The sequence below is a fragment of the Sphingobacterium sp. InxBP1 genome (genome assembly GCF_026191775.1).
In the GTDB taxonomy this organism is placed as follows: domain Bacteria; phylum Bacteroidota; class Bacteroidia; order Sphingobacteriales; family Sphingobacteriaceae; genus Sphingobacterium; species Sphingobacterium thalpophilum.
The window spans coordinates 1-2,871 of record NZ_JAINDX010000012.1 but is presented as its reverse complement, the minus strand read 5'-3'; the positions used below and the strand labels follow the sequence as shown (position 1 = coordinate 2,871).

The following is a 2,871-nucleotide window of genomic DNA, read 5'->3' as shown; positions in this document are numbered from 1 at the left end:
CATATAACGAGCGTGGCTGGCAGACCAAGGCAAGCTCAGCCCAGTTTACGAGCCAGCTGAACTATAATGTGAACGGGACCGCGGTGCTGGCCGGTGCGCAGTATAATGGTAATATTGCGCAGCAGCTGTGGGGTCATGGGTTCACTACAAACAGCACATTTACGTATAGCTACGATGCACTGAACCGGCTGAAGAGCGGCGTGAGCAGCGGTACGGTGATGAGTGAGTCCTTGACCTACGATGATATGGGCAATATCCGGACGCTAACCCGGGATAATGGCACGGCGATTACCTATAGCTATAACAATACCAACAAGAGCAATAGGTTGGCAGGCCTGTCAGGAGGTCTCACGGCTTCTTTTACCTATGATCTCAACGGTAACGCAACAATGGATCGTACAGGTATGGCCATTACTTATAACCAGCTGAACCTGCCCAGGACTGCAACCGGGAACGGGAAGGATATTGCCTATACCTATGATGCGCTCGGGAGCAAGCTGAACCGCAAGTCAAGTGTGGGCGGTATTGAAACGCAGCAGGACTATATTGGCGGGATCGAGTATAGCAGGAGCGGGACAGCAAGCCCGGTAATCGAGCGCATTGCCACTGAGGACGGCTTCCTGCTGAACAGTTCGGGTACCTACAGTTATTACTACAACCTTACCGATCATCTGGGCAATGTGCGTTCGGTACTAAAGAAGACCGGTACAGCGACAGCTCCGGTAGCTACAGTGATGCAGAAGCAGGATTATTATCCATTCGGTAAGACGAAAAGTATTGCAACAAGCATTGACAATAAGTATCTTTATAATGGCAAGGAGATGCAGGCTGACCTGAGTGGGGGTACGCATGCCTTGGGAAGTTCTTATGTACTGGAGGGGCAGCTGGATTACGGGGCAAGGTTCTATGATGCAGAAATAGGTAGGTGGAATGTTGTGGATCCGCTGGCGGAGCAGATGAGAAGACATTCGCCGTATAACTATGCCTTTGATAATCCAATACTTTTTATTGATCCTGATGGACGGGCGCCAATCGATCCACCTACTAAAAAACAACAGAGAGTAGCGGCAGGGGTAATTGTTGGCGGAGCAGCGGGCGGCTCAATTGCATCTACTATTATTGGTGGATCACTTGTAGCCGGGGGGGCCGTAGCAGGAGGGGGGACTGCAACCGTATTCGGTGCACCTGTAGGATGGTTTGTTGGTGGCGCTATTATAGTCGGGGGTGTGGTTGTAGGAGGTACGGTTGCTTTGGTAGAGAATCTTATGGAAAACAGTGCCCCAGAGCCAAGTTCTGTTGTTTTAAGTGAAGGAACTAAAAGTGATCCAACTGATAGAAAACTGCCACGAGATAAAAACGGGCTTCCTGTACGGGATCCAGAGGCACAAGATGCGGGGCCTCACTCTCAAATTGGGAAAAAAGAAGGTAGAAATGGAGATTATAAACAAGTACGAGAGTTTGACAAAGATGGTAATCCTGTAAAAGATATTGACTTTACCGATCATGGTAGACCAGATACACATCCGCATAATCCACATGAACATGTGTATAAGCCTAGTAAGACCGGAGGTACGCTTCAAAGAGATAAAACTCCTGCACCCTTAACATATACAGATTGGATAAATGGCTTAAATAAGTGAAGATGAGAAAAATTATAATACATGGGGACGATAGTCCTATTCTGTCTGTGCGACTTGAAGATATATTGAACTGTTTTGAGACAAAAGAGCATGAAGTTTTTTGGGGGGTGTTATGGGTATACGTGACAACAGTCCAAGAGGTGGATTGTGATATTGTTAAATTTGAAGAAGAAATCAACAAATCAAAGCGTGGCAAAGTAATCTCTTTGGATAGAATGTTTAACTTGTCTTCTAAAATTGATCAAGCAATTGAACTTTTAGTGATTGGTGACAGTAATATTGAAAATATCAGAAAATATGAGGGTGATAAGTTGATGTATGAAAATTGTGAATACGTAATTGAGCTGGTCGATTCATCCTATTGGTTAGTCTGTAGTAAAGATGATAGTTTCATTGGGAATATCTTCGAAAAAATACAGGGAGTTGAATATGATAATTAAATTGAATACTAAAAATAAGACACTATTGTAAGTTATAAAAATGCGGGGTTCTAAATGACTTTAACAGACAGTCAATGCTTTGGACTCAATTAATTCAACACAAGAAGGAGCTTCATTATTGAGCGGGTTGGAAAGCTCTGCGAATAATGGTCGTCCAGTAAACTATCAAGTTCGTTAATTGTTGAACCTTATGTTATGAAAATATTATTATCTGTGCTTTTGCTGACAAGCTTCCTTTTCCCTCCATCGTATTTTATAAAAGGCAAGGGATTTGAGGGATATAGCTTTTCTAGTGACCATTTTGTGTTTATAGATATCAAAGGACAGCGATATCGTCCAGATGAAAAAGATATCAATGCAGCAGAAAGACTATTAAAAGGAAATGTAAAATGAATATTTAAAAGCAAAGCATGTAGCAAAGGCTGTTTTTTTGTATTAAACGGCCAACTTTATTCTGCACGTAAATTACTAAGGAGAACATGTGTAACCGGCTGAGGAGCGGCGTGAGCAGCGGTACTGTGATGAGTGAGTCATTGACCTACGATGATATGGGCAATATCCGGACGCTAATCCGGGATAACGGCACGGCGATTACCTATGGATATAACAATACCAAAAAGAGCAACCGTCTGGCCAGTCTTTCTGGAGGGCTGACGGGAAGCTTTACCTATGACCTGAACGGGAATGCAACAAAAGACCGTACTGGTATGGTTTTTACCTATAACCAGCTGAACCTGCCCAGGACTGCAACCGGGAACGGGAAGGATATTGCCTATACCTATGATGCGCTC

The 2,871-nt window shown here is 44.0% G+C and carries 4 protein-coding genes; all 4 read left to right on the top strand.

Annotated elements, in window-relative coordinates:
- On the top strand, nt 1–1,640 hold a 1,640-nt coding region (locus tag K7A41_RS00075), incomplete at its 5' end, for an RHS repeat domain-containing protein (RefSeq protein WP_265712068.1).
- Nucleotides 1,641–1,642: 2 nt separating this feature from the next.
- Nucleotides 1,643–2,080 carry a hypothetical protein gene (locus K7A41_RS00070; RefSeq protein WP_265712067.1) on the top strand — a complete coding sequence of 146 codons (438 nt, stop codon included), beginning with the start codon at nt 1,643–1,645 and terminating at the stop codon, nt 2,078–2,080.
- Nucleotides 2,081–2,275: 195 nt separating this feature from the next.
- On the top strand, nt 2,276–2,473 hold the full coding sequence (locus K7A41_RS00065) for a hypothetical protein (RefSeq protein WP_265712066.1): 198 nt from the start codon (nt 2,276–2,278) through the stop codon (nt 2,471–2,473).
- Nucleotides 2,474–2,559: 86 nt separating this feature from the next.
- The coding region (locus K7A41_RS00060; RefSeq protein WP_416221934.1) for a hypothetical protein at nt 2,560–2,871 on the top strand (312 nt) is incomplete at its 3' end.